Source organism: Phytohabitans sp. LZ39 (genome assembly GCF_059359075.1).
Window position 1 is genome coordinate 21,060 of record NZ_JCADBM010000017.1, and the last position, 24,439, is coordinate 45,498.

18 protein-coding genes are annotated in these 24,439 nt (G+C 71.7%); 12 read left to right on the top strand and 6 right to left on the bottom strand.

The features are described 5' to 3' along the window. Positions 1-94: 94 nt before the first annotated feature. Genes AC5L36_RS28995 through AC5L36_RS29010 form a run of 4 tightly spaced genes read left to right on the top strand, consistent with a single transcriptional unit; the run spans position 95 to position 2,922 of the window. Positions 95-1,156 carry an Ldh family oxidoreductase gene (locus AC5L36_RS28995; protein ID WP_441224729.1) on the top strand — a complete coding sequence of 354 codons (1,062 nt, stop codon included), beginning with the start codon at positions 95-97 and terminating at the stop codon, positions 1,154-1,156. After that, on the top strand, positions 1,153-1,608 hold the full coding sequence (locus tag AC5L36_RS29000; RefSeq protein ID WP_441224731.1) for a cupin domain-containing protein: 456 nt from the start codon (positions 1,153-1,155) through the stop codon (positions 1,606-1,608). Before AC5L36_RS28995 ends, AC5L36_RS29000 begins: the two co-directional genes overlap by 4 nt. 1 nt (position 1,609) lies before the next feature. After that, the gene (locus AC5L36_RS29005; protein WP_441224733.1) at positions 1,610-2,011 is read left to right on the top strand and encodes a RidA family protein; all 402 of its coding nucleotides are present in this window, start codon (positions 1,610-1,612) and stop codon (positions 2,009-2,011) included. Further along, a complete protein-coding gene (locus AC5L36_RS29010) occupies positions 2,008-2,922 on the top strand; it encodes an amidohydrolase family protein (protein ID WP_441224735.1) in 915 nt (304 codons plus the stop codon). The genes AC5L36_RS29005 and AC5L36_RS29010 overlap by 4 nt, the downstream gene beginning before the upstream one ends. A 291-nt stretch (positions 2,923-3,213) precedes the next feature. On the opposite strand, the gene AC5L36_RS29015 is transcribed toward AC5L36_RS29010, so the two are convergent. Continuing rightward, positions 3,214-3,756, bottom strand: a complete 543-nt coding sequence (locus AC5L36_RS29015; RefSeq protein ID WP_441224737.1) for an NUDIX hydrolase — start codon at positions 3,754-3,756, stop codon at positions 3,214-3,216. 53 nt (positions 3,757-3,809) lie between these two features. Between AC5L36_RS29015 and AC5L36_RS29020 the strand changes: the two genes are divergently transcribed. After that, entirely contained in the window at positions 3,810-4,307 is a 498-nt protein-coding gene (locus AC5L36_RS29020; protein ID WP_441224738.1) for a hypothetical protein, read from the top strand. Between the two features lie 35 nt (positions 4,308-4,342). After that, positions 4,343-5,338 carry an LLM class flavin-dependent oxidoreductase gene (locus tag AC5L36_RS29025; RefSeq protein WP_441224740.1) on the top strand — a complete coding sequence of 332 codons (996 nt, stop codon included), beginning with the start codon at positions 4,343-4,345 and terminating at the stop codon, positions 5,336-5,338. A gap of 178 nt (positions 5,339-5,516) precedes the next feature. On the opposite strand, the gene AC5L36_RS29030 is transcribed toward AC5L36_RS29025, so the two are convergent. Together AC5L36_RS29030 and AC5L36_RS29035 are read right to left on the bottom strand one after the other, a co-directional pair. After that, positions 5,517-7,760 (bottom strand): rhamnogalacturonan lyase family protein, encoded by a 2,244-nt coding sequence (locus AC5L36_RS29030; RefSeq protein WP_441224741.1) that lies wholly within the window; start codon positions 7,758-7,760, stop codon positions 5,517-5,519. Positions 7,761-7,878: 118 nt separating this feature from the next. Continuing rightward, positions 7,879-9,774 (bottom strand): beta-galactosidase, encoded by a 1,896-nt coding sequence (locus AC5L36_RS29035; protein WP_441224742.1) that lies wholly within the window; start codon positions 9,772-9,774, stop codon positions 7,879-7,881. 54 nt (positions 9,775-9,828) lie between these two features. Between AC5L36_RS29035 and AC5L36_RS29040 the strand changes: the two genes are divergently transcribed. Together AC5L36_RS29040 and AC5L36_RS29045 are read left to right on the top strand one after the other, a co-directional pair. Further along, on the top strand, positions 9,829-12,123 hold the full coding sequence (locus tag AC5L36_RS29040) for a TIM-barrel domain-containing protein (protein WP_441224743.1): 2,295 nt from the start codon (positions 9,829-9,831) through the stop codon (positions 12,121-12,123). Positions 12,124-12,268: 145 nt separating this feature from the next. Continuing rightward, positions 12,269-12,946 (top strand): S1 family peptidase, encoded by a 678-nt coding sequence (locus tag AC5L36_RS29045; protein WP_441224744.1) that lies wholly within the window; start codon positions 12,269-12,271, stop codon positions 12,944-12,946. A 323-nt stretch (positions 12,947-13,269) separates the two neighbouring features. Here the strand turns inward: AC5L36_RS29045 and AC5L36_RS29050 are convergent, their stop codons facing one another. The 3 genes from AC5L36_RS29050 to AC5L36_RS29060 are packed head-to-tail and all read right to left on the bottom strand — an operon-like array spanning position 13,270 to position 16,858. Then, positions 13,270-14,160, bottom strand: a complete 891-nt coding sequence (locus AC5L36_RS29050) for a carbohydrate ABC transporter permease (RefSeq protein WP_441224746.1) — start codon at positions 14,158-14,160, stop codon at positions 13,270-13,272. Next, positions 14,157-15,179, bottom strand: coding sequence for an ABC transporter permease (locus AC5L36_RS29055; RefSeq protein ID WP_441224748.1), 1,023 nt, complete (start codon positions 15,177-15,179; stop codon positions 14,157-14,159). The genes AC5L36_RS29050 and AC5L36_RS29055 overlap by 4 nt, the downstream gene beginning before the upstream one ends. After that, complete coding sequence (locus AC5L36_RS29060; RefSeq protein WP_441224750.1) at positions 15,176-16,858, bottom strand: extracellular solute-binding protein; 1,683 nt, start codon at positions 16,856-16,858, stop codon at positions 15,176-15,178. The genes AC5L36_RS29055 and AC5L36_RS29060 overlap by 4 nt, the downstream gene beginning before the upstream one ends. Positions 16,859-17,051: 193 nt before the next feature. On the opposite strand from AC5L36_RS29060, the gene AC5L36_RS29065 reads away from it, so the two are divergent. From AC5L36_RS29065 to AC5L36_RS29080, 4 genes are all read left to right on the top strand, one after another. Further along, positions 17,052-18,269: an ROK family transcriptional regulator gene (locus AC5L36_RS29065; protein ID WP_441224775.1), complete on the top strand. Its 1,218-nt coding sequence runs from the start codon at positions 17,052-17,054 to the stop codon at positions 18,267-18,269. A 1,652-nt stretch (positions 18,270-19,921) separates the two neighbouring features. Further along, positions 19,922-22,765, top strand: a complete 2,844-nt coding sequence (locus tag AC5L36_RS29070; RefSeq protein WP_441224752.1) for a glycoside hydrolase family 3 C-terminal domain-containing protein — start codon at positions 19,922-19,924, stop codon at positions 22,763-22,765. Then, on the top strand, positions 22,758-23,831 hold the full coding sequence (locus AC5L36_RS29075) for a LacI family DNA-binding transcriptional regulator (protein WP_441224753.1): 1,074 nt from the start codon (positions 22,758-22,760) through the stop codon (positions 23,829-23,831). The genes AC5L36_RS29070 and AC5L36_RS29075 overlap by 8 nt, the downstream gene beginning before the upstream one ends. After that, entirely contained in the window at positions 23,831-24,406 is a 576-nt protein-coding gene (locus AC5L36_RS29080; RefSeq protein ID WP_441224755.1) for an HdeD family acid-resistance protein, read from the top strand. Before AC5L36_RS29075 ends, AC5L36_RS29080 begins: the two co-directional genes overlap by 1 nt. The last annotated feature ends 33 nt before the right edge of the window (positions 24,407-24,439 follow it).

Sequence of the window (24,439 nt, forward strand, 5' to 3'; positions counted from 1 at the left end):
TCAAAATCGCTTCACGCGCGAGCCCGACTGAGCCAGCGGACCAGATATTTGATATAACTTACCGGCGCGTCCGGCGCTCGACGGAGGGAGGCACGTGACCGACCTCGTACCGGCTGAGGCGTTGTCCGCGCTGGTCGCGCGGCTTTTCGCCGCCGTTGGCGTGCCCGCGGACGGCGCCACCACCGTCGCCGAGGCCCTGGTCGACGCCGACCTGCGCGGCCTCGCCTCGCACGGCTCCCACCTGGTACCGGTCTACGTCGAGCGCCTCCGCCAGGGTTCGGTCAGCACCCGCACCGAGCCGAAGGTGCTCGTCGACGCCGGCGGCATCGCGGTCCTCGACGCCGGCCACGCGCTCGGCGTGCTCACCGCCGACCACGCGATGGCGTTCGCCACCGCCAAGGCGGCCGAGTTCGGTGTCGGGGCGGTCGCGGTGCGGCACGCGTTCCACTTCGGCGCCGCCGGCCGCTACGCGCGCGCCGCCGCCCGCGCCGGCTTCATCGGCATCGCCACCGCCAACACCCGCCCGATGATGCCCGCGCCCGGCGGCGGCCACCCGGTGGTCGGCAACAACCCGGTAGCGATCGGCGTTCCGGGCCCGGACCCGGACGAGCCGCTGGTGCTCGACATCGCGCTCTCCGCCGCGAACATCGGCCGCATCCGCCTGGCCGCCGGCAACGGCAACGGCATCCCGGACGGGTGGGCCACCGACGCCGAGGGCCGGCCCACCACCGACCCGGCCGCCGCGCTCGCCGGCATGCTGCTGCCGGCCGCCGCGCACAAGGGGTTCGGGCTGGCGCTCATGGTCGACGTGCTCGCCGGTGTGCTGGCCGGCGGCGGCTACGGCGAGCGGGTCAACGGCCTGTACGCGGACACCGCCGTACCCAACGAGTGCGGGCATTTCTTCCTCGCGCTGGACGTGGCGGCGTTCGGTGACATCGACGGGTTTGCCACCCGGCTGGCCAATCTGGAAGCCTCGGTGACCGCGCCGCCGTTCGCGCCAGGCGTCGACCGGGTGCTCCTGCCCGGCCAGCGCTCGGCCGAGCGGCTACGCGACGCCGTGCGGCGGGGCGTGCCGGTCGACCAGGGTGTGCTGGCGCGGCTGCGCGACCTCGCCGCGGACCTGGACGTTCCCTTACCGGAAGGACTCCCGAGGTGAACCTCTCCGAACCCGCCGCCTACTCCGGCGAGCTGCCCGACCGGGCCGCGGCCGGCGACCAGGGTGAGGCGCTGCGCCGGTTCCGCGAGATCATGGTGCAGACCGACGATCTGTCCTGGGTGGACAAGACGCTCGCCGGCCTGTCCCACAAGATGCTGTGGCGCGACGACGAGAGCGGCGCCTCGATCGCGCTCGTCCGCTTCGAGAAGGGCGCGGGCATCCCGTCGGCGCACGCGCACGCCTCCAACCAGTTCATGTTCTGCCTCAGCGGCCGGTACACGTACGAGCCCACCGGCATCACGCTCACCCCCGGCTCCTTCTACTGGAACCCGAAAGGCAGCGTGCACGGGCCGACCCGCGCCGAGGAGGAGTCGGTGCTGCTGGAGGTCTACGACGGGCCGCACTACCCGACCCAGCCCGACTGGTACACCAGCGAGGAAGACGCCCGCTGACATGCCCAAGGAGCCGCTCGTCGCGCCCGGCCTGGCCCCGCCCAACGGCCACTTCTCGCAGGCCACGGTGGCCGGGCCGGGCCGGTTCGTGTTCATCTCCGGGATGACCGCGCGGCGGGCGGACGGCACGATCGCCGGCGTCGGCGACATCACCGAGCAGACCCACCAGGTCTGCCGTAACCTCGCCGCCGCCGTCGAGGCCGCGGGCGGCACACTCGACGACATCGCGCGCGTCGACGTGTACGTGCGCGACATCCGCGACTTCGCGGCCATCCACGAGGTGCGGCGGCAGCATTTCACCGGCGAGCCGCCAGCGTCCACAATGGTCGAGGTGTCACGGTTCGTGCACGACGACTACCTGATCGAGATCAACGCGATCGCCGTGCTAAGGGGTGGGGCATGAGCGCCGGCGTGGATGTCCACACCCACCTGGCGCCGGTGCTCGACCGGGTGTACACGGTGGACGGGCCGCCCGACCTGGCCGACCCGGACCGCCTGGAGTCACACCTCGACGCGGCGAGCCTGGCGGGCGCGATCGTGTCGGTCCCGCCGCCGTACTACCGCCAGGACCTCACCAACGACGACGGCGTGGAGTGGGCCGCCGCCGTCAACACCGGCCTGGCCACCCGACTCGCGGGCCACTCCCGCCTGCGCGGGCTGGCCTTCCTCCCGCTCCACGACCCGGCGGCCGCGCTCCGCGCCTACCAGGCGACCGCCGACGGAGACTGGGTAGGCGTCGTGGCCGGCGCCGGCGGCCGCTGCCCGTCGCTCGCCGACCCCGCCTACGAGCCGCTGTGGCAGGCACTCGACGCGGACGGCCGCGCGCTGATGCTCCACCCGGCCCAGTCCCCCGACTACCGCCTGGCCGACTTCTACCTGCACAACCTGCTCGGCAACCCGGTCGAGACCGCCGTCGCCGCCGCCCAGCTGGTCTTCGGCAACGTGCTGGCCCGCCACCCCGCGCTCCGCGTGATCCTGGTACACGGCGGCGGCGTGGTGCCCGCACTGGCCGGCCGCTGGGCCCGCGGCGTCGAGACCACCCGCCCCGGCGTGCCCGAGCAGGAGCTGCCCGTCCGCGACGCGCTGCGCCGCTTCTGGGTCGACAGCCTCACCCACGACGCCACGATGGCCCGCGCGATGGTCGAGGTCTTCGGCGCCGACAAGGTCCTGCTCGGCAGCGACTGGCCCTTCCCGATGGGCACCCCGGACCCGACGGCCGCGCTCAACTCCTGCCCAGCCCTGGACGGCGTAGCCGCGAAGGCCGCCACCACCAACGCCACGGACGCCTTCGGCTGGCCCGGCGCCGGGATTTAGAGCCCTTTCGGAGTCGAGGTGGGCGGGCGCTGATTCCTTTAGGACAAAGATGTGAGCTACCGCGATGTCCGTCGTGGTCCAGACCGCTGCGCGGGGCCCCCGGGGAAACGTGGAGCGCAGCGGAGCGTTTTCTTGGGGTGCATTTCCCGCGGCCTCACCCGTCCGCCGTTGGTCGCGCCCGGCGGTGGTCGACGTTTGTCCACAATGCCGGATCGGCGATCCAGGAAAGCAACGGGGTTTCGTCGCCGCGAGTAACCGCCGCGGCGGTGTGAGCGGCGCGAGACTCGAGATCTAGGTCACGAAGAGTTCGTCGACGCGGGTGAGGGTTTCGCGGAGGTTGTCGGGGCCGGCGAGCTTCTGGGCCTCCGGGATGGAGAGCCAGCGCAGGTCGGCGCCGGGCTTCTCGGGGCGGGCCGCCTCGGGCGAGTCGGTGGCGAGGACGAAGCGCAGGTCGGCGTGTTCGTGTGCGGGCTCGGTGGCGGACGGGGTGACCGAGACCACCGCGACGTGCACGAGCTGGGCGTCGGGCCAGGGCACCAGGTCGTCCAGGCCGGTTTCCTCGCGGCCCTCGCGGAGGGCGACCGCGAGTGGGGCGGTCTCGCCCGGGTCGCCGTGGCCGCCCACCTGGAGCCAGGCCTGCTGGCGGGCGTGCCAGCGGAGCAGCGCGCGGCGCGTCGGCGGGTGGACGATGACGGCGGACGCGGTGACGTGCAGCGGCGTGGCGCGGGACCATGGGTCTCCGGCCAGCAGGTCGCGGACGCGGGCCACGTCGGTGGCCTCGGTGTCGGTGCGCGGCTTGTAGCGGTCGAGGACCTCGGCGAGTGACTCCAGCACCCGCCCACCCTAAACGCGGGAACCCGCGACCATGCGCGCGACTCGGAGCGGGCATGAGACGCATCGCGGCGGTCGCCGCCGTCCTGGTCCTGGCGGCGTGCGACTCGACTCAGCCCGCGGCGGCCCCACAGACGTCCGCGCCCGCGCCGGCGGCAGCTGTCGAATCCCTCCCCAACTGCGCGGCCGACGTGCCGAGCCGGGTGTTGCCGGAGTGGGCGCGGACCGGGTTCAGCGAGAAGGAACCGCGGATGCCGTACGTGCTCGGCGAGCGCGGCGACATCGTGGCGATCATCTTCGGGTACCCGCTGCACCAGCCGCCGCTGCCGGACCGCAGCAACAAGATCCTGTGGGTGTCACGGGCGCCGCTGGAGACCGGGAGCCCGCTGGTGATCGAGGGGCGGCTGGACGGTGTGGGCGAGGTCACCACGCGGGAGGTCGGCGGCGGTCCCGGGCCGTCGATCATCGACCTGCCGCGGCCGGGCTGCTGGCACCTCGACCTGAAGTGGTCCGGCCACACCGACACGATGCGGCTGACGTACCAGAAGAAGTAGGAAGAAAGCGGCGGCCCGGGAGGTTGCACGATCTTGTGATCGACGTACCCCTGTCCGTCCTCGACGTCGCGCCCGTCGCCGCCGGCGCCTCCTCCGGTGACGCCCTGCGCGCCACCACCGACCTGGCCCGCGCGGTCGAGCGGATGGGCTACCACCGGTTCTGGGTGGCCGAGCACCACAACATGCCGGCGATCGCGAGCTCGGCGCCCGCGGTGCTGATCGCCCACCTCGCCGCCGCCACTTCGACGATGCGGATCGGCTCGGGCGGTGTGATGCTGCCCAACCACGCTCCGCTTGTGGTGGCCGAGCAGTTCGGCACGCTCGCCGCGCTCCACCCGGGCCGGATCGACCTGGGCATCGGGCGGGCGCCCGGCACCGACCAGGCCACCGCGCTGGCGCTGCGCCGCACGGTCGAGGGTTTGTCGGCGGAGCAGTTCCCGCAGGAGCTGGGCGAGCTGATCAACATGTTCACCGGCGAACAGCCGCGCCGGATCGTGGCCACGCCTGGCCTCGGCGAGAGCCCGGCGGTGTGGCTGCTCGGGTCGAGCGGGTTCAGCGCGCGGCTGGCCGGGCTCCTCGGGCTGCCGTTCTCGTTCGCGCACCACTTCAGCGCGGCCAACACGCTCCCCGCCCTCGCCCTGTACCGGGAGAGCTTCCGGCCCTCGCGGTGGCTGGACGAGCCGTACGCGATGGTGGCCGTCGCCACGGTCGTCGCCGACACGGACGAGCGGGCGCGGTGGCTGGCGCGGCCGAGCGCGCTCTCGTTCCTGCGGCTGCGGCAAGGGCGCCCGCAGGCGCTGGCCACGCCGGAGGAGGCGGCCGCGTATCCGTACACGGACGTCGAGCGGGAGTTCATGGCCGAGCGCTGGGAGGGGCAGGCCGTCGGGTCGCCGGAGACCGCCCGCCGGGCGCTGGAGGAGCTCCAGGCGAAGACGCGGGCCGACGAGCTGATGCTCACCGCGCTCGTCTACGACGTCGAGGACCGCATCCGCTCGTTCGAGCTGGCGAAGAAGGCAGTCACCGAGAGCTAACACCCCGAAACAACAACGTCATCGATACGTCACCGGCCCGCACCAGGGACGCCTCTACTCTTCTAGGAGTGGGCGCGGGGCAGCCGGAATCGTGGGGCCGGCGAAACGCGAACACGGTGCGTAAACGCACCGCGGTGGCGGCGGGGATAGGTGCCCATCCCCGCCGCCACATTCGCGTCTAGCGCAGGTAGACGTTCGGCTGAGCCGGAGTCGCCATCCCGTTTCCGATGAAGAAGCTCGGGTGCGGCGGCTGGTTGTAGGCGGTGTTCTGCCACGCGATCGCGACCCGGTACTGCGCGTCGTGCATCAGCGTGTGGATCTTCCGGTCGGTGACGACCGGCGTGGAGTAGATCCGGAGCGCGGAGTTGCTGGACGTACGCCAGATGACCTCCTCGCGCCAGTCGCCGAGGATGTCACCGGAGAGCGCGGGCGTGGCCTTGGTGCCGTTGTTCGACGCCACGCCCGAGCCGTCGAGCAGCCGGGCGTCCGAGGACGTGCCGTACTTGTCGATCCGGGTCTGGTCGAGCAGCTCGCGCACCGGGTCGCCGTCCCACCAGATCAGGAAGTTGGCCGAGGACGGCTTGCGCCCGACGTTGGCGCCGCTGGTGCTGCGCAGCCCGTCGACGCCGGAGGACCACATCTCCGCGCCGGCGTTCCCGGCGTACACGTCGCCCGCCACGCCACGGCCGTTGTCGCAGCCGCAGACCGGCGCGGTCCAGATGTTCTGCCCGGTGCCGGCGTGGATGTCCATCGCGGGCTGGCTGGTCGACTCGTGCACGGTGAAGATCTCGATGCCGGCCCGCGACGGGACGAGGTCGCCGACGTGCAGCGCGTCGCCGTGGCCGAAACCGGTGCGGTACATGAACGCGCCGTTGTCGTCGATCGTCGCCGAGCCGTAGACGACCTCCTGGCGCCCGTCGTTGTCGACGTCCGCGATGGAGAGGTTGTGGTTGCCCTGGCCGTAGGCGCCGACGTTGCTGTTGCCCGAGTCGTACGTCCACCGCCGCACCAGGCTCCCGTTGCGGAAGTCCCAGGCCACGACCACCGCGCGGGTGTAGTAGCCGCGGGCCATGATGAGCGAGGGCCGGGTGCCGTCCAGGTACGCGGTGCCGGCGAGGAAGCGGTCCACCCGGTTGCCGTACGAGTCGCCCCACGAGGAGACGGTGCCGCGCGGCGGCTCGTAGTTCACGGTGGACAGCGCGGCGCCGGTGCGCCCGTCGAACATCGTCAGGAACTCCGGCCCGGTGAGGATGTAGCCGTCGCCGTTGCGGTGCACCGCGGACGCGTTGCCGATCACCTGGCCGGTGCCGGAGCGGGTGCCGTCGGCGGTCTTCATGGCGACCTCGGAGTCGCCGTCACCGTCGTAGTCGTACACCTGGAACTGGGTGTAGTGGGCGCCGGCCCGGATGTTGGCGCCCAGGTCGACGCGCCACAGGCGGGTGCCGTTGAGCCGGTACGCGTCGACGAAGACGTTGCCGGTGACGCCCGCCTGCGAGTTGTCCTTGGCGTTGTCCGGGTCCCACTTGAGCACGATCTCGTACTGCCCGTCGCCGTCCAGGTCGCCGACCGACGCGTCGTTGGCGACGTACCCGCTGCCGGGTGACTGGATCGGCACGTCGAGGTACCCGTTCGCGAACGACAGCGACGCCTCCGACGCGCCCTGCTCGGCACCGTTGACGACCGCCCGCACGGTGTACGACGAGTTCGCCGCCGCCCCGCTGTCGAGGTAGTTCGTCGAGTTGGTGATCGGGGTGGAGTTGACCTTGGTGCCGCCCCGGTAGACGTTGAAGCCGGTGCTCGCCGCCTCGGTGCCGAGCAGCCGCCACGAGACGAGGTTGCCCGAGCCGGACCGCACGCTGATCAGGCCGCGGTTGAGGTCCTCCGCCTGCTTGGCGCCGGCCGGCGGCGGCCCCGTCGTGGGCGGCGGGGTGGTCGGCGGCGGCGCGGTGGTCGGGTTGGACGAGGTGGGCGGGGCGCCGGTCGTGGGAGAGACGGGCGCCCCGGTGCACGTTGTCCCGTTGAGGGCGAATGACGCGGGCACCGGGTTGGCGCTGTTGTTCCACGAGCCGTTGAACCCGAACGACGCGGTCCCGTTCGTGGCGATCGCGGCGTTGTAGCCCGCGTCGCCGGCGGTGACCTGCGCGCCGCTCTGGGTGACCGTGGCGTTCCAGGCCTGGGTGACGGTCTGGCCGGCGGCGTACGACCACACCAGCGACCAGCCGTTGACCGGGTCGCCGAGGTTGGTGATGGTCACGCTCGCGCCGAAACCGCCCTGCCACTGGTTGGTGACGGCGTAGTCGACCCGGCAGCCGGCGGCCGCGGACGCGGAGGTCGCGACCACGGCGGCGAGGACGCCGGCACCGGCCACGGCACCGGCGAGCGTGGAGGAGAGCAGCGCGACGCGCCGCCTGGAAGTAAGCATGTGAGGACTCCAGAGGAAGCGGGCGGCGTGCCCGGCGCCACCACAGACGAGGAGTCGGCTCCCAACGTCTCCGGCGATCCTAAGGCAAGGGCTTTCCTCAGGACAATATCGAAGGGCTTCAGTAAGTCTCCCGAACGACCACCCATCCGCCGGCGGGGACCTCGGCGGCCGGCTTGCCGGTCATCAGGTCGGTGCCCTCCGTCTCCACCGCGCGGGCCGTCGAGCCGTGGTTGAACGCGAACAGCCAGCTCGCGTGCCGGCCGGTGCGGCGGACCAGCTCCAGCTCCGCGGCGCCCTCGCGCACCGGGATGCCGGCCGCCTCCGCCAGCAGCTCGCCGTACGCCGCGTCGTCCAGGCGGGTCGAGACGTACCACGCCGTGCCGGCCCCGAAACGGTGCCGCGTGACGCCCGGTCTCACGAAAGCCGCCCCGGCCAGGTGGACGTCCTCCGACCACCCCGCCTCGGTGGGGCGGAACTCCTCGACACGTACCCCCAGCACGTCGCGGAGCGCGCCGGGATAGCCGCCCAGCCGCACCCGCCCGTACTCGTCGGCCACCCCGGACAGGTACGTCGCGACGAGGCGGCCGCCACCGTCCACGTAGGTCCGCACCGCCGCGGCCTCCGCGTCGGACATCAGGTAGTGGGCGGGGAGCACGAGCAGCTGGTACGGCAGGGGTCCGCCCTGTGCCAGCGACACGAAGTCGGCCGTGATGCCCGCCCGCCACAGCGCCCGGTGGGCCGCGCGCACCTCGGCGAGGTAGTCGATGCCGTCCCAGGGCAGGCCCGGCCCCGAAAGCGCCCACCACGACGGCGCGTGCCAGGCGACCGCCACCGACGCCTCGACCGCGCCGGCGTCCACTTCGCGCAGCCCGCCCAGCGCGGCGCCGAGCTCCACGGCCTCCCGGTACACGCGGCTGTCCGGCCCGGCGTGCGGGACGAGCGCGGAGTGGAAGCGCTCGGCCCCGCCGCGCGGCGCCCGCCACTGGAAGAACATCGCGCCGCGCGAGCCGCGGGCCACGTGCGAGAGGCTGTGCCGGGCCATCCGGCCGGGCTCCTTGGCGTGCATGCGGCCGCCCGCGTAGATCAGGTTGGGCGCGCTCTCCATGAGCAGCCAGGGCCGCCCGCCGGCCCACGACCGGGCCAGGTCGGCGCCGAACGCGGTCTCCTCCTCGGCCCCGGGCCCCGCGTCGGACGGGTAGTGGTCGATCGCCACCACGTCCACCTCCCGGGACCAGCGCGCGTGGTCGACCGGCACCCACCCGCCGAAGACGAAGTTGGTGGTGATCGGCACGTCCGGCGTGGCCGCGCGGAGGATGTCGCGCTGTTCGGTGTACGCGGCCAGCAGCTCGTCCGACCAGAACCGCTTGAAGTCGAGCACCTGCCCCGGGTTGTGCAGGTACTGGGTGGCGCGCGGCGGGAAGACGTAGGACCAGTCGGCGTAGTGCTGGCTCCAGAACGCCGTGGTCCACGCGTCGTTGAGCGCGTCGAGCGTGCGGTAGCGGCCTTGCAGCCAGGCCCGGAAAGCGCCCGCCGCGTGGTCGCAGTGGCACGTCGTCCCGTACTCGTTGTGCACGTGCCACAGCGCCACGCCCGGGTGGTCCGCGTACCGGCGGGCCAGCTCGCGGGCGATCCGCCGGCACGCCTCCCGGTAGGCCGGGGCGCTCGCGCAGTAGGTGTCCCGGCTGCCGTGCAGCAGGCGGGTGCCGTCCGCACGCACCGGCAGGGCGTCGGGGTGGGCCAGGCTGAACCACGGCGGCGGCGAGGCGGTGGGCGTGGCCAGCGCGACCTTGACGCCGCCGGCGTCGAGGAGGTCGAGCACCCGGTCCAGCCAGTCGAAGGTGTACCGCCCCTGCTCCGGCTCCAGCCGCGACCAGGCGAACACGCCGACGCTGACCAGGTTGACGCCGGCCCGCCGCATCAGCGCGACGTCCTCCCGCCAGACGTCTTCGGGCCACTGTTCGGGGTTGTAGTCCCCGCCGTAGCACAGTCCCTCGACCCCGCGCGGCCACTCCATCGGCGCTCCTTGAGGCGTTGACAGTTTGTTGGGTTAGACGAAAAACTAACCCACATGCCGTACCGACCGCCGCTGGTGCCCTTCGAGACGTTCGTCGCCGACCCGCCGGACCTGCCCGTCCGGGCGCCCGGCGAGCAGGGGCTCTCGGCCGTGACCAGGGCCGAGCTGGTCACCACCGACGCCTCCGGCGTGTCGGTGAAGGCCACGACGTCCGACGGCGGGACGCTCGCGATCCAGATCGGCGCCGCCGGCGAGGGCATCCTGCGGGTACGGCTGAGCGAGGCACCCGACGCGCGCGGCCGCTCGGCCCGCGCGCTCGCACTGGTACGGCCCGAGACGCACCCGGCGACCGTGACCGTGGCCGGGCCCGTCGTGCGGGTCAGCGCCGGCGCGGTGACCGCCGAGCTCACCCTCGACCCGTGGCACCTGCGCTTCGTCGACCCGGCCGGCCGCGTGCTGCTGGAGGAGAGCCCCGGCGAGCGGGACATCAGCGGCCGCATGCGCACGCTCCCCTTCGGCCGCTCGCTCGTCGACGGCACCGTCGCGGCGTACCACGAGAGCTTCACCGCGCCCGCCGACGAGCGGTTCGTGGGCTTCGGCGAGAAGTTCACCCCGCTGGACAAGCGCGGCCAGCGCGCCCTGATGTGGAACTTCGACGCGTTCGGCACCGAGTCCGACCGCTCGCACAAGACCGTGCCGCTCTACCTCTCCAGCCGGGGGTACGGGGTGCTGGTCGACAGCGGCATGCCGGTCGAGTTCGACATGTGCCAGTCGACGCACAGCTGCGTGCAGATCCTGGTGCCGGACGACGTGCTCGACTACTACGTGATCGCCGGGCCGGCGCCGGCGGACGTGCTCGACCGGTACAACCGGATCACCTGCCGGCCGCTGCTGCCGCCGAAGTGGGCGTTCGGCGCGTGGATGTCCTCGGGGTTCTATGTGGACACCCAGGAGAAGGTGCTGGACCGGGCGCGGCGGCTGCGCGAGCGCGGCATCCCGTCGGACGTGCTGCACCTCGACTGCTACTGGCAGGTGGCCGGGCACTGGTCCGACCTGCGGTGGGACGCGGACAACTTCCCCGACCCGGCCGGCATGCTGCGCGCGTTGGCCGAGCAGGGCTTCAAGGTGTGCCTGTGGACCAACCCGTACATCAGCCACGGCTCCCCCGCCTTCGCCGAGGCGTCCGAGGCCGGTTACTTCCTGCGGCGGGCGGACGGCTCGACGTACGTGGCCGACGTGTGGCACGGCTCCCACCCGGCGTCCGGGATCGTCGACTTCACCAACCCGGCCGCGGTCGCCTGGTTCGTGCGGCTGCTGCGGCCGCTGCTGGAGCAGGGCGTGGCCGCGTTCAAGACGGACTTCGCCGAGGGCGTGCCGGCCGACGCGGTGGCGCACAACGGGATGACCGGCACCGAGCTGCACAACGTGTACGCGCTGCTCTTCAACGACACCGTCTCGGCGGTCACCCGCGAGGTCGCCGGCCACGGGCTGGTGTGGGCGCGCTCGTCGTACCTGGGCGGCCAGCGGCACTCGGCCCAGTGGGGCGGCGACGTCGCCTCCACCTACCCCGCGATGGGCAGCACGCTGCGCGGCGGCCTCTCGCACGGGCTCTCCGGCGTGCCGTTCTGGAGCCACGACGCGGGCGGCTTCCACGGCACGCCGACGCCCGACCTGTACGTGCGGTGGGCCCAGTTCGCCGCACTCTCCCCGCTCGTGCGCTTCCACGGCACGACGAGCCGGCTGCCGTGGGACTTCCCCGCCGACGCCGAACGGCTCGCCGTCGAGGCGCTGCGGCTGCGCTACCGGCTGATGCCGTACATCTACTCGTGCGCCGTCGAGTCGTCCCGCACCGGCGTCCCGCTGATGCGCGCGCTGCTCGTCGACCACCCCGACGACCCGGCCGCGTGGGGCGCCGAGCTTGAGTACCTGCTCGGCCCCGACCTGCTCGTCGCGCCGATGCACGACCCGTCCGGCGAGCGCGACGTCTACCTGCCCGCCGGTCGGTGGGTGGACCACTGGACCGGCGAGACCCACGAGGGTGGGCGGTACCTGCGGGTGTCGGCCCCGCTCGAGCGCATCCCGCTCTTCGTGCGGCACGGCGCGCTGATCCCGGTACTGTCCGATCAGGACACCGTGGGCGAAGGCCCGTTCGACGGTGTCACTGTGGTCAGCTGGGGCGGCACCGACGCCCGCACCGTGGTGCGGGACGTCGACGGCGACACCGAGCTCGTCGCCGTCCGCGAGGGCGACACCCTCCGCGTGACCCGTGAGGGTCCTTTGCGGGTACGGGACGCGACCCTCGCGTTTGGACGTGGTCAGGGCGTACCGCACGTGGTTTTGACGCCTTGATCGCTCTGCGCAGGCGTGGTGCCATGGTGGGGGTGCCACGCCTGCGCCCCATACGCTCCTGGTAGTACCAGTTTGGTATTAGCATCGAGCCATTTAGATGCAATAACGTGATGCGTCCATTGTCGGTCCCCAAAAGGAGTCCGTCGTGCGCATCCGCCTGCTCCTGGCCACCACGGCCACCGCCCTCGCCGGCGCGCTCGTCGCGCCGAGCATCGCCTCCGCCGCCCCGCCGCAGCCATTCATCATCGGCGGCGGCACCGTCTCCTCCGCCCCCTGGGCCGCGGCCGTCTTCAGCGGCGGCTCGTTCACCTGCTCCGGCTCGATCATCGCGTCCCAGTGGGTGCTCACCGCCCGCCACTGCCTGGGCGGCAGCATGTCCGTCCGCGTCGGCAGCGTGATGTACGCGTCCGGCGGCCAGACCCGCACGGTCACCTCGACCGCCGGCCAGAACGACCTGGCGCTGCTCCGCCTCAGCTCCGGCGTCTCGACCACGTACGTGACGCTGGCCAACAGCAACCCGCCCGTCGGCTCGACCAACAACATCTACGGCTGGGGCCGCACCTGCACCAACTGCCCCGCCTCGCCCCAGCTCAAGACCGCCACCGTGACGGTCTCCAGCCTCAACGCCACCGACGCCTACGGCGGCCCCGCGATCCGCAGCACCCGCGGCAACGGCGTAGCCTGGCGCGGCGACTCCGGCGGCCCGCAGTTCTACAATGGACAGCAGGTCGGTGTCTGCTCGACCGGCAACGGCTCCACCTACCAAAACTACGGCAGCGTGGCGGCCAACCGCTCCTGGATCCGCTCGGTAGCCGGCGTCTGACCCTCGAGATCCAGGGGAGCTGGCGCAGATCCAGCTTCCCTGGATCCCCCAGCGGATGCCGCACCCGCCGGAGGCGCCGCACTGGAGACCTTTCGGGGTCAGGGTCGCCGCTCGTCGTGGCGTTGCTTCGAGGCATATTTGCCCACGTCCGCGTCAGCCGCGGACCGTGTGGACAAACGTCGACCACCGCCTGGCGCGAGCTCCGTCACCCCGCACCCTTTCCTGTCGGCCGGTTGCGCACAGGGGTGAGCGCGACCAACCGCGGACGGGTGAGCCCGCGGGAGCATGCGGCGCGCGACCAGACGCGGACGTGGGCAAATATGTCAGCCCTTGATGGCTCCTACGATCACGCCCTTGACGAAGTGGCGCTGGATGAAGGGGTAGACCAGCACGATCGGGGCCACCGTCACCACCACGACCGCCATCTTGATGGCCTGTGTCGGTGGCAGGGAGCCGACCGCCTGGCCGGAGAAGTTGGGCGACTGGCCCTGGATGACCATGCTGCGCAGGATGTTCTGGATGGGGAACTTGTCGTTGCTGTTGATGTACAGCAGCGCGTTGAACCAGACATTCCAGTAGCCGACCGCGTAGAAGAGGCCCACCACGGCGATGACCGGGCGGCTGAGCGGCATCACGATGCGCCACAGGATGCGAAACTCGCCGGCGCCGTCGATGCGTGCGCTGTCCATGAGCTCTTGAGGTAGGCCCTGGAAGAAGCCGCGGACGACGACGAGGTTGAAGACGCTGATGGCGCTCGGCAGGATCAGCGCCCACAGGCTGTCCTTGAGGCCGACGCCGGTGACCACGAGGTAGCTGGGCACCAGGCCGGGGTAGATGAGGAACGTCAGCAGGAAGAAGAACAGCAGCGGGCGGTGGCCGACCGAGCCGGGGCGGGACAGGCCGTACGCGGCGAGCACCGTCAGCGTGAGGCTCACGATCGTGCCGGCGACGGTGACCATCGTCGAGACCCAGAGTGCGCGGGTGACGATGCCGCCGGAGAAGATCGTCACGTAGGCGGACGCGTCTATGCCCTTCGGCACCATCACCATGCCGCCGGCGTCGTTGATGGTCTTGCGCGAGGAGAAGCTGGTCACCAGCACCGACCACAGTGGAATCAGCACGACCAGGGCCATCACGGTCAGGACCGCGCCCTTGCCGGCCAGGCCGGCGGCCGTCGGCTTCTCCTCCCAGGGAGCGCGTTTGGCGGTAGTCATTGCTTGGAGATCAACCCCCGCTCACCGATCATGTGGGCGACCTTGTTGGCGGCCAGGATCAGTACCAGGCCCACCGCTGCCTTGAAGAGGCCGGCAGCGGCGCCGAAGCCGAAGTTGCCCGTGGTGATGGACTGGTAGTACACGAACGTGTCGAGCACCTCGGCGGCGTCGCGGCCGACCGCGTCGCGCTGGAGGAGGAACTGTTCGAAGCCGACCGACAGCGCGTCGCCGAGGCGCAGGATGAGCAGCAGCACGATGACCGGTCGCAGGCCGGGCAGCGTGACGTGCCAGAGGCGTCGCCAGCGGCCGGCGCCGTCGACCGCGGACTGCTCGTAGAGGCTGGGGTCGATCATCGCCAGCGCGGCCAGGAAGACGATCATGCCCCAGCCGGCGTCCTTCCAGACCGACTCGGCGGTGACCAGCACGATGAACGTGTCCGGGTTGGTCATGATGCCGGGCGGCTCGATGCCGGCCTGGCGCAGCTCCTGGGACAGCAGCCCGGCGCCGCCGAGCATCTGCACGAAGAACGTCACCACCAGCACCCAGCTGAAGAAGTGCGGAAGGTACACGATCGTCTGGATGAACGCGCGCAGCTTGCCCGACATCACGCTGTTGAGCAGGATCGCCAGGGCGATCGGGATCGGGAAGAAGAAGACCAGCTGGAACGCGGTGATGGTGAGCGTGTTCCACAGCGCGTCCCAGAAGGCGGGGTCGCTGAAGAGGTCGTTGAAGTTGCCGAAGCCGATCCACTCGCTGGCCAGGAACGCGGACAGCGGCCCGTCGCCCGCGTACGGGTTGTAGTCCTGGAACGCGACCACGTTGCCGAGTGTGGGCAGGTAGTGGAAGACCAGCAGCAGGAGCGCGGCCGGCGCGGCCATCAGCAGCAACGGCCAGTCTCGCCGGAGGCGCGCCCTCAGCGGCACCCGCGCGCGCCGCCTCTTCCTGGGCGGCGACGGCGGGGCGGGCGGCCGGGCCAGCTCGTCGCTGGCCCCGGCCGCCACGGGTGCTTCGGTACTCATTTGCCGGCGTCGCTCCGCGCCTTGGCCAGGAAGTCGCGGGCCTCGTTGCCGCCGCCCGCGCTCTTCCATTCGTTGAGGAGCCCGTCGAACTCGGTCAGCGCGCGGCGCCCGCGCACGATGTCAGTGATCTTGTCTTCGAACGGGATGGTCTGCGACTTGTACGTGGCCGGGAACTCCAGCTTGATCCCGTCCCACGGGTTGGTCTCCATAAACTTGACCATCGCGTTGGAGTAGGTCAGCAGGTCCGGCACGTACTTCGGCGTCTCGGGCCACGGCTGGACGACCGGGCTGCGGCCGCTCACGAAGAAGTACTGGTTACCGATCTCCTTGAAGCCCAGGTCGGTCTTGACCGGGCCGTCCGGCGTCATCGTGTGGTGCTTGCCCTCGATGCCGTACTCGCGCAGGTGCCACTCCTTGCTGCCGAACGGCGCCGAGCACCAGTTGACGATCTTGAGCAGCTCCTCGACGCGCTCCTTGCCGAGGCCCTTCTTGACGAACGTGTACGAGATCGGCTTGTCGTCGCCCCACACCAGCGGGTCGCCGCCGGTCGCCGAGAAGATCGGCACCGGTTGGAGGTTGAAGCCGGGCGTGACCTTCTGCTGCTGGGCCTGCATGCCCTGCCACGCACCCGGGCCGTCCTGGTGGAAGATGATCCGGCCGCTCTCCAGGAGCTTCTTGGCGTCGCCGCCCTTGCTGGACACCAGGTCCGGGTGGACGAGCCCGTCCTTGTAGATCCGGGCCATGACCTCGAGGGCCGCCTTGAACTCCGGCGTCTCGTACTTGTGCTCCGGCGTTCCGTCGGACTTGAGCCGCCACCCGGTCTCCGAGCCCGGCGACTTGTGGAACATCTGCACCATCGCGAAGATGTCGCTGAACGCCCAGACGCCCTTCTTGGTGTCGGTCACCTGCTTGCCGATGCTGAGCAGCTCGTCGATCGTCTTCGGGTACGTGAGGCCCTTCGCGTCGAGCAGGTCCTTGCGGTAGAAGAGCGCCCACGGGAAGGGGCCGTCGGTCGGGTTGGGGACCGCCATGAGGCGCTCGTTCCACACCGCGTTCTGCCACGCGCCGGTCGGGAAGGTGGCGAGCATCGGGTAGGCGTTGACCTTGTCGCCGGACAGGTAGTCGGTGAGGTCCTCGAAGAGCGCCTTGACCGCGTCGGTGAAGCGGGGCAGCTTCTCCACCTCCCACTGCGGCACGCACAGCAGCTCGGGCACGTCACGGGCGCCGAGCATCGCGTTGAGCTTGTCCGCGTAGGTCAGGCCGTCCTGGATGGAGAAGTTGATCGGGGTGCCGAGCTCCGTGTTGACGGCGGTGAGGTAGGCGTTCTGCCCCAGGCCGGGCGGCGCCGGCCCCCACGCCGGCGTCATGGCGCTGATCTCCTTGCCGCTGCTGCCGGGCTTTTCGGCGATCAGGTCGACGAGGTTCGACGGGTACTTGTTGTAGCCGTCGGGGATCGGCCGGGTGCTCGTGATGTCCGGCTGCGGGATGCCGCTCGGCAGCTTGCCCTGCGCCGGCAACACGCCGGTGACCTTGCCGGTGTCGGTCGCGGTGCCCTTGTTGCCGCTCCCTTCCCCACACGCGCTGAGCAGGCCGCCACCGGCGATCGAGACGGCGCCGAGGCCCGTGAGGCCGAGGAATCTTCTGCGGTTGGTCGCCGCGCCCGCGAGGGGTGGAGTCACGGCGCACTCCCTTCTATTGGCAAAAAGTGGTATGACTGTAGTTAGTTCGTCTACCGACTAAACAAAGTCTCGCGAATCACAAACTAGACCAACGGCGACCGCCGCCACAAGGGCGGACCCGGTACGGCATGATGGGCAGGCCAGCCCGGGGCACCACCTGACCGACGCCGGAAACGGGGCTGACTTGATCACGATGCAGAGCGGGCCGCAGCCGGCCGACTTCGCCGACGTGCGAGCCACCAACCTCGCCGTCGTCCTCCGCCATGTGCGCACGCACGCGCCATGCTCGCGGGCCGACATCGCGGCCGCCACCGGGCTCAACAAGGCCACGGTCTCGAGCCTCGTCGCCGACCTCATCGAGCGGCGGCTGCTGCGCGAGACCGGGCTCGCCGAGCACCGGATCGGCCGCCCGGCGACGATGCTGGTGCTCGACGGCCAGCCCTACGCGGCGATCGGCATGGAGGTCGCCGCGGACCACCTGACCGCCGTCGCGGTCGACCTCGCCGGCGAGCAGCTGCTCTCCTGGCGACGGGCGTTCACGGGCACGGAAACGGCGGCCGGCAAGGCGGTCAGCACGATCGCCGCGCTCGCCGCCCGGGCCGCCTCGCGCGTCGCCGCACAGGGTCGCCAGGTGCTCGGCGTGACCGTCGGCGTGCCCGGCCTCGTCGACGCCGACGGCGCCGTGCGGCTCGCCGCCGGCCTCGGGTGGCGCGACGTCGAGCTCCGCGCCGACCTCGTGCGCGCGCTCCGCGACCCCAAGTACGACGTGGCCGTCGACAACGACGCCAACCTCTCCGCGCTGGCCGAGCACCGCTACGGCGCGTACGCCGGCACGGCCAACCTCGTCTACCTCACCGGCGAGCTGGGCATCGGCGCCGGCGTGGTGGTCGACGGGCGGCTGCTGCGGGGCGGGCGAGGCTTCAGCGGCGAGGTCGGCCACCTCCAGCTAGACCCGACTGGCCCACCGTGCCCCTGCGGCCGCGTCGGCTGCCTGGAGGCACTCGCCGGCGTACGCGCGATCATCCGCCGCGTGCTGCCCGACGCCGAGGCCGACGGCCCGGTCACCGACTTCGCGCCGGAGATCGAGGAGGTAGTCCGCCGCGCCCGCCGCGCCGACGCCGCCACGCTCGCGGCACTCACCGCGGTCGGCCGGCACCTCGGCCACGGCGTGAGCATCCTGGCCAACCTGGTCAACCCCGACGTGGTCGTGCTGGGCGGCAACTTCGTCCCGCTCGCGCCGTGGCTCCTCCCCGCGGCGGAGTCCGAGCTGGCAACCCGCGCGGTGGCCCCGGACGCCGGCGGGTGCAAGCTCGTCGCCTCCGCCCTAGGCCCAAGCGCCGCGGCGACCGGCGGCGCGGCCCGCGCCCTGGCCGCCGTCGACGCCGGCCACCTCCCTCCACTGCCCGCCTGAACCCGTTCACACCGCCCGCGACCCCTCCTGCTCGCACGCCGCACGGGCCTCGACGCGGCTGCCGCACTGCTCGGAGGGGCCAGGATGGCCTTGCCGGCTGGATAGCGTCGATCGGCCGGACTTGCCGTGGAACCGGCGGGTCTTCGCGGTTGGGCCGGTGGACCTCGATTACCTCGACGTTCTGCTCGCGGGCGCCGGTCCCCTCCTCCACCACCACCGGGCGCAGGCGTCCGTGCCGGCGCGTCCAGACCAGCAGGGGAACGTATCTGGTGGATGTCGACGCCACCGACGACCTCGATGACGGCAGGGTCGCGCTTCGCTTGACGACGGTGGGCGGGGCGCCACCGGTAACAACGGCGGACCGCGTTTCCGAGCCACCGTCGCATGTGCGGTCGGACGCCGTATTGGCGAGTTGTTTGGACAATGGATCGCTATTTTCGCCGCGACATCAATCGCAGAGGTGATCGGCCGGTGATTTGCTTGCGGCGGACGCGGCATGGAATGCGACCGACACCCGAGGCCAGAGGCAGTTCGGCCGGATAACGGCGGTGATGGATGAGGCCGTGATCTTACCGGCGGGCGTTCACTCGGCGCGGATATTGGCCCTTGTGACGACTCGGTGTGTTCGCGACTGTTGCCCTGCCCAGCAGGCGGACCTTGCCTGGCCGGGCATTCCGGGTGTCGCTGCTCGAGCGGGGTGGGCATCGACCGGGTCGGTTCTTCCCGCAGGCCCGCCGCTGGAGTCGCGCGAGAAGTGTTGCGCAGGTGGCGTAGACGCTGCCCGCGGCGCTGAATCAGACCCCAGGCGCGGTCCCGCTGTTGCTCGCGACGAAACTCCTCACCCGCGGGAGAATAGTTACGCGACTTGGTGCGGTCACGCATCCCAGCCAATTCGGCCGTAGTGAACAACTGAAGCTGCCGCACGCAATAATTATCTCGCAGCCGCCGGAAAAATGCTGCCCCAAACGGTGATCGATCAGGTCCCGTTTCGTAGGTGAACCGCAAATTTCGACATTCTAAGATTCCGATACGCGCGACAGCCTAAATTCGGGGCGGGCCACACTTTCCGCCACGGCGCACGCCGCCTGTGCCATCCGGCGTCCCTGGTGCGGTGACCGCAAACGTTGGCCGGCTTCGCGGGCCCGGGCGAGCGACGACCGAAGGCCGCGCTGGGCCTCCGGCATCTGGGGCTTGCACAGCGAGACCTGGCAGTGGACGGTCGGGGGGCGGCTCGCTCTGCGAGCCGCCGGCCGGGAGCGGTGCCCGCGGGAAGCACCCCACGAAAACGCTCCGCTGCGCTCCACGTTTCCCCCGGGGACCCCGCGCATACGGTCCGCAGCTGGCGCGGACGCGGGCAAATCCGCCCGGAACGCCTCGCCGCCAGCGCGCCCCCGACGCCCCGGCAGCAGCCGCCTGACCTGTGGGGTAGCGCTTTCCTGGCAAAACTTGGGAGCGCTCCTATTGACCTGAGCCGCTATGTGGTGCGAGTCTCAGAGGGCTCCGGGCGTTAACACAGCCGAAACCCCGTTAACGCGGCGGAGTTTTCTTCGACGGCTTGTCGAAGCGCTTCGAGCAGACAGACCTCCGCGGTTCTCCCCCGCGACGTTGGCTCCTCGAAGCGCTTCGAAGTCCATAGAGGATGGTTGATAGCGATGACAGAGCCGTATCGCGACCCCGACCAGCCACTCGACGCCCGGGTGGCCGACCTGCTGGGGCGCCTCAGCCTGGGCGAGAAGGTCGCACTGCTGCACCAGCATCAGGCGCCGGTCCCCCGACTGGGGGTCGGCCCGTTCCGCACCGGCACCGAGGCGCTGCACGGCCTGGCCTGGGTCGGGCCCGCCACGGTCTTCCCGCAGGCCGTGGGCCTGGCCAGCACGTGGGACACCGAGCTGGTCCGCGCGGTGGGCGCGGCCGTGGGCGACGAGGTCCGCGGCTTCCACCACAAGGACCCGTCCCGGGTCGGCCTCAACGTATGGGCGCCCGTGGTCAACCCGCTGCGCGACCCGCGCTGGGGCCGCAACGAGGAGGGGTACGCCGAAGACCCCTGGCTCACCGGCGAGATGGGCACCGCCTACGCGTCCGGACTGCGCGGCGACCACCCGACCTACCTGCGCACCGCGCCCACGCTCAAGCACTTCCTGGGGTACAACAACGAGACCGACCGCCACCTCACGTCCAGCAACCTGCCGCCGCGGGTGCTGCACGAGTACGAGCTGCCGGCCTTCCGGGCGCCCATCGAGGCGGGTGCGGCGGTGGCGGTGATGGCGTCGTACAACCTGGTGAACGGGCGGCCGGCCCACCTCAGCCCGCTGATCGACGGCGAGCTGCGCCGGTGGACCGACGGCGAGGTGCTGGTGGTCAGCGACGCCGCCGCCGCGTCCAACATCGCCGGCGGCCAGGGCTACTACGCCGAGCACGCCGCCGGATACGCGGCCGCGCTGCGGGCCGGCATCGACAGCTTCACCGAGGACGACGGCGACTCGGGGCCTACCGTCGCGCGGCTGACCGAGGCGCTGGAGCGCGGTCTCGTCGACGAGTCCGATGTGGACCGCGCGGTGCGGCGGGTGCTCACGACGCGGTTCCGGCTGGGTGAGTTCGACCCGGCGGAGCGCAACCCGTACGCGGCGGTGACCGCCGACGTCGTCAACTGTGCCGCGCATCAGGAACTGGCGCGGGAGGCGGCCCGCCAGTCGATCGTCCTGCTCAAGAACGAGGACGAGCTGCTCCCCCTCCACGGCGGCACGGTCGCGGTCATCGGGCCGCTGGCCGACACGCTGCACGAAGACTGGTACAGCGGCACGCTCCCCTACGCGGTCACCGCGTACGGCGGGCTGGCCGCTCGCGTGCATGCCACCTTCCACGAGGGCGTCGACCGCGTCGCGCTGCGCGGCCCGGACGGGTACGCGTGGGCGGACGAGACCCTCGTAGTGCGGGCGGACGCCGACGCGCCCAGCCGCCCGACCTACTTCGACCTCTTCGACTGGGGCGAGGGTGTCGTCGCGCTGCGGGCCGTCGCCAACGGCATGCACGTCGGCGCGGACGACAACGGCGTGCTCGTCAACGACCGCGCCCAGCCCGGCGGCTGGGTGGTGCGGGAGACGTTCCGCCTCGTGGAGCGGGCCGCCGGTCAGGTCGTGCTGCACCACCTCGCCACCGGGCGGTACGTGACAGCCGGCACCGACGGGGTGCTGCGCGCCGAGGCGGAGGAGGTCGAGGGCGGCACGCCGTTCACGGTCGAGCTCGTCGCGGACGGGGCGCGCGACGCCGCGGCCGCCGCCGCCGACGCGGACGTGGCCGTCGTGGTGGTCGGCAACCACCCGATGATCAACGGTCGGGAGACCGAAGACCGCGCCAGCCTCGCGCTGCCGCCCGCCCAGGAAGCGCTGATCCGCGCGGTCCGTGCCGCCAACCCGCGCACCGTGCTCGTGGTGACGAGCAGCTACCCGTACGGGATCGGCTGGGCCGACGACCACGTGCCGGCTGTGCTGTGGTCGTCGCACGGCGGGCAGGAGTACGGCAACGCGCTCGCCGACGTGCTCCTCGGCACGGCCGACCCGGGTGGGCGGCTGACCCAGACCTGGTACCGCGACGCGGCCGAGCTGCCCGACCTGCTCGACTACGACGTGATCGCCAGCGACGCCACCTACCTGTACTACCGCGGCACGCCGCTCTACCCCTTCGGGCACGGGCTGAGCTACGCCTCGTTCGCGTACGAAGACCTGCGACTCTCCACCGTGGAGGTGGGCGTGGACGGCACCGTCGAGGTGTCGGTCGACGTCACCAACACCAGCGAGCGGGCCGGCGAGGAGGTCGTGCAGCTGTACACCCGCCAGCGCCGTTCCACGGTCAAGCAGCCGCTGCGCCGCCTCCGGGCGTACCAGAAAATCAGGCTGGACCCCGGCGAGACGGTGACCGTCACGTTCACGTTGCGGGCGGCGGACCTCTGGTTCTGGGATGTCACCCGCGGCGCGCGCGTCGTCGAGACCGCGCGGCACACCGTCCAGGTCGGACGGTCCAGTGCGGACATCGCGCTGACCGCGACGCTGTCGGTGCGCGGCGAGGAGGTCGGCCCGCGCCGGCCGCTCGACCGTCCTTTGTGGGCGGTCGACCACGACGACTACGCCGGCACCGTGCTGCTCGACGACGAGCCGCGCCGCGCGGACGCGGTGGGTGCGGCCGAGCCGGCCGGCTGGATCGGGTTCCAGCGGGTCGACTTCGGCGCGGGTGCGGCGGCGGTGGCGGCGCGGGTCACCAGCCGCACCAGGGAGGCGGCCGGCGCCCGCGTCACACTGCGCCTCGACGACCCGCTCTCCGGACCGGTGGCCGGCAGCATCGTCGTGCCCACCGCCAACGACCGCCACGACTGGGTCGAGGTGCGCGCCCCGGTAAGCGGCGCGGCCGGTGTCCGGGACCTCTACCTGTCGTTCGAGGCGCCAGGCGCTACGGTGAGCTGTCTGACGTTCACCAGTGGCGGGATGGAGGCGTCGAGTGACTGAACACGGCGGCGCCAAGCGCGCCGACATGGTCACCATCACGGACGTGGCGCGGCACGCCGGCGTGGCGGTGAGCACCGTGTCATACGTGCTGAGCGGCAAGCGGGCGATCTCCGCGACCACCCGGCAGCGCGTGCTGGCGAGCATCCGCGCGCTCGGCTACCACCCGAACGCGGGCGCCCGGGCCCTCGCGAGCAAGCGGGCCAACGTGATCGCGCTCGTGCTCCCGCTGCGCTCGGGGATGCACCTGCCGGTGCTGATGCAGTTCGCGACGGCGGTGGTGACGACCGCCCGCCAGTTCGACCACGACGTGCTGCTGGTGACCGCCGACGAAGGCGCCGACGGGCTGCGGCGGATCGCGGCCAGCGCGATGGTCGACGGCATCGTGCTGATGGACGTGGAGATGCACGACGCGCGCGTGCCGCTGCTGCGCGACCTGGAGCGGCCGAGCGTGCTGATCGGCTTCCCCGCGGAGGCGGAAAACCTCACCTGCGTCGACCTCGACTTCTACCGGGCCGGCGCGGCCTGCGTCGACCACCTCGCCGCGCTCGGCCACCGCGAGATCGCGCTGCTCGGCGCGCCCGCGGTGGTGTACGAGCGGGACACCGGCTTCGCCCACCGCACCCGCGCCGGGTTCACCGAGACCGCCGAGCGCTACGGCATCGCGGCGACCGCCCAGCCGTGCGAGGAGAGCTTCGACGCGGTGCGGCAGGAGCTCGCCGGCCTGCTCGACCGCCAGCCCGGCTTGACCGCGCTGGTGGTGCACAACGAGGCGGCCGTGGCCCACCTGCTCGCCGCGCTCCCCCTGCTCGGCCGCCAGGTGCCGCACGACATCTCGGTGATGGCGATCTGCCCCGACGAGGTGGCCGAGCGGGCCAGCCCCGCGCTCACGTCGGTGCTCATCCCCGCCGAAGACGTCGGGCACCAGGCGGTCACCCTGCTCATGCGCAAGCTCGAAGGCCAGCAGGTGCCGGCCGCCACGCTCCTCGACCCCCGCCTGACGGTGCGCGCGTCAACTGCTTCGGCCGATCCAGCCGCAATCCGGGCAAATACTGCTGTAATGGGGTAATGGCGAACACCCGCTCGCTGGCACCCTGGTGGCTCTTCCTGGTCACCGGCATCCTGTGGATCGTCTACGCCTGGATCGTGCTCCGCTTCGACAACGCGTCGGTGGCGGCGGTCTCGGTCCTGGCCGGCCTGGTCGTCCTCTTCGCGGCGGCGTCCGAGCTGATGATGGCCTTCTTCGCGCCCGCCTGGCGGTGGCTGCACGCCCTGCTCGGCGCACTCTTCGCCATCACCGGCATCATCATCCTCTTCCGTCCCGGCACCGGCTTCGCGTGGCTGGCCGCGTTCGTCGGCTGGTACCTGCTCGTCAAGGGCTTCTTCGACGTCGTGCTGGGCTTCGTCACCAAACCCGTCAACGACGCCTGGTGGCTCTCCGTCCTCGTCGGCGTGGTCGAGGTACTGCTCGGCTTCTGGGCGGCGGGCAGCTGGGTACGCTCGGCGTTCCTGTTGGTCGCCCTCGTGGCCGGGGTGGCACTGGCGCACGGCATCGCGGACATCGTGCTGGCGTTCCGGCTACGCGGCAGCATCTCCGGCTTCACCGGCCGGGGCGCCGCCGCCCCCGGCCCCGCCGCACCCTAGAAACAGCCGCCGGGCGCGACCGGTCACGCACCT

What these genes read in the sequence shown, in the direction of transcription:
- AC5L36_RS29005 (WP_441224733.1), top strand. Translation starts at nt 1,610, where the DNA reads ATGCCCAAGGAGCCGCTCGTCGCGCCCGGCCTGGCCCCGCCCAACGGC.
- AC5L36_RS29010 (WP_441224735.1), top strand. Translation starts at nt 2,008, where the DNA reads ATGAGCGCCGGCGTGGATGTCCACACCCACCTGGCGCCGGTGCTCGAC.
- AC5L36_RS29020 (WP_441224738.1), top strand. Translation starts at nt 3,810, where the DNA reads ATGAGACGCATCGCGGCGGTCGCCGCCGTCCTGGTCCTGGCGGCGTGC.
- AC5L36_RS29030 (WP_441224741.1), bottom strand. Translation starts at nt 7,760, where the DNA reads ATGCTTACTTCCAGGCGGCGCGTCGCGCTGCTCTCCTCCACGCTCGCC.
- AC5L36_RS29035 (WP_441224742.1), bottom strand. Translation starts at nt 9,774, where the DNA reads ATGGAGTGGCCGCGCGGGGTCGAGGGACTGTGCTACGGCGGGGACTAC.
- AC5L36_RS29040 (WP_441224743.1), top strand. Translation starts at nt 9,829, where the DNA reads ATGCCGTACCGACCGCCGCTGGTGCCCTTCGAGACGTTCGTCGCCGAC.
- AC5L36_RS29050 (WP_441224746.1), bottom strand. Translation starts at nt 14,160, where the DNA reads ATGACTACCGCCAAACGCGCTCCCTGGGAGGAGAAGCCGACGGCCGCC.
- AC5L36_RS29055 (WP_441224748.1), bottom strand. Translation starts at nt 15,179, where the DNA reads ATGAGTACCGAAGCACCCGTGGCGGCCGGGGCCAGCGACGAGCTGGCC.
- AC5L36_RS29065 (WP_441224775.1), top strand. Translation starts at nt 17,052, where the DNA reads ATGCAGAGCGGGCCGCAGCCGGCCGACTTCGCCGACGTGCGAGCCACC.
- AC5L36_RS29070 (WP_441224752.1), top strand. Translation starts at nt 19,922, where the DNA reads ATGACAGAGCCGTATCGCGACCCCGACCAGCCACTCGACGCCCGGGTG.
- AC5L36_RS29080 (WP_441224755.1), top strand. Translation starts at nt 23,831, where the DNA reads ATGGCGAACACCCGCTCGCTGGCACCCTGGTGGCTCTTCCTGGTCACC.